Source organism: Gelidibacter sp. (assembly GCF_035577925.1).
Taxonomy (GTDB): domain Bacteria; phylum Bacteroidota; class Bacteroidia; order Flavobacteriales; family Flavobacteriaceae; genus Gelidibacter.
Map to the genome: position 1 here is coordinate 1 of NZ_DATJCY010000170.1, position 1,859 is coordinate 1,859.

Consider the following 1,859-nt stretch of genomic DNA (forward strand, 5'->3'; position numbering starts at 1 on the left):
TTAAGAGATGCCTGCATCTTACCACCACTACCCTTTTTTGTGGTAATCAATACCACACCGTTTGCACCACGGGAACCGTATATTGCGGTGGCATCCGCATCTTTCAATACTTCTATGCTTTCAATATCATGTGGGTTTATACTGTTTAATGGGCTTACATTCCCCAGAGGCATCACGCCCGAAGAAATTTCAGATTGAGACATAGTTTGCGAAGGATAAGGAACACCGTCAACGATATACAGGGGCGCATTACCCTCGGTTCGTAAACTGTTGCGCCCCCTGATCTGTATATCGAAGCCGCCGCCGGGGGTACCACTGCTCTGCGTAATGTTCACCCCTGCCATACGTCCTTGCATAGCGGCCAGTGGGTTGGCAACTGGTTGTTGACCAATTTCTTTTGCGGTGACTTTACTAATACTCCCCGTGCGTTCTTTGTCTTTTACGGTGTAATAGCCTGTGTTGATCAATACCTCATCAAGACCTAGTGTATCTGCATTTAGTTGAATATCAATGTTAGTCTGGTTGTTGACAGGAATTTCAACAGTAACATAACCCAAATATGAAATGATAAGTACATCGTCTGGTTTGGCAGTTACGGTATAATGGCCATCAAAATTGGAGACTGCGCCACGCTTAGTGCCTTTTATGATGATTGCCGCACCTGCAATGGGCATTTGGTTATCGTCTTTTATAAATCCTGAAATTTGGATTTCTTGTGCTGTACCAACAGTGCTTTGGCTGACTTTTTTAATTTGTTTGATAACAATGGTGTTCCCGTCGGAGAAGTTAAAATCGATATTGGCATTGGAAATGCTTTTTTCGAGGAGCCTATTGGCACGAATGACGCCTTTTTTTAACTGGACTTTTGGAAAGTCCTTGAACAGATCTTCTTGGTAAATAAAGTTGTAATCGGTTTGATCACTTATTATTTTGAAGATTTCATCTACAGTTACCGTTTTGTCCATGTCAATCACAATTTTGGCGTTTTGCGACAGCATTTCCTTGGGCGTAAAACTGAATGCCGTAAGGCAACATAAAAAAATAAATGTCTTCATAAAAAACGTTAAAAGCCGATTTGATAAGCCAATTTTCATTGGTTTAAAACGGACATTAGTTGATTTAATTTCCATAAATTTGCATAGAATTAGTTAGTTAAATATTTGATTAATTAATTGTGTAAGGAGGGAAAACTAATGGACGCTGCAATGTTTATAGTTCTGTCCCTCTTTTTTGTTGCGGTATCCCAATTCAGAAAAAATTAGGTTGGAGATCCCCGTTATTTTAAGATCAAGGTCTTGTTTTGTATTTCATAATCGTTGATGGTATTAGTATTTTTGATAAGCTCCAAGAGCTTTTCGAGATTTTGATGTTTGCTCAGTTGGCCATTGAATTTGACGTTTGCCAAAGCCTCATTTTCAAATTTGGCATCCACATCATACCAACGCGACAGCACTTTCATTATATCCTGTAATGATTTTCCTTCAAAGATAAAATCCCCATGGATCCAAGCAATTTCGTTAGCAGCTTTAATGTCTTTAATCATTATGCTTCCATCATTAGCCGTATGGGTGCTTGCCTGTTGGTTGGGCGCTAATAGTTTGTTTTGCGTTGCTGTTATGACGGCAACTTTACCCTCTACCAATGTGGTATATACTGTGGTTTCATCTTTATAGGCTTTGATGTTGAATTTAGTACCCAATACCTCAACCGTTTGATTGCTGTTGAGTACTTCAAAATGAGCACCTTTATGTTTTGTGCTTGGTGACACCTCAAAATACGCTTCGCCATAAACGAGTTCTACCTGACGGCTTTCGCCGTCAGTAAAACTCACTGGGTATTTAAGTTGAGTTTCGGAATTC

The 1,859-nt window shown here is 39.8% G+C and carries 2 protein-coding genes; both read right to left on the reverse strand.

Features of this window, described 5'->3' with window-relative positions; genetic code table 11:
- Nucleotides 1–1,055: TonB-dependent receptor plug domain-containing protein (locus VNJ50_RS06000; protein WP_325579991.1), on the reverse strand; the 1,055-nt coding region annotated here is incomplete at its 3' end.
- A 221-nt stretch (nucleotides 1,056–1,276) separates the two neighbouring features.
- On the reverse strand, nucleotides 1,277–1,859 hold a 583-nt coding region (locus VNJ50_RS06005), incomplete at its 5' end, for a FecR family protein (RefSeq protein ID WP_325579993.1).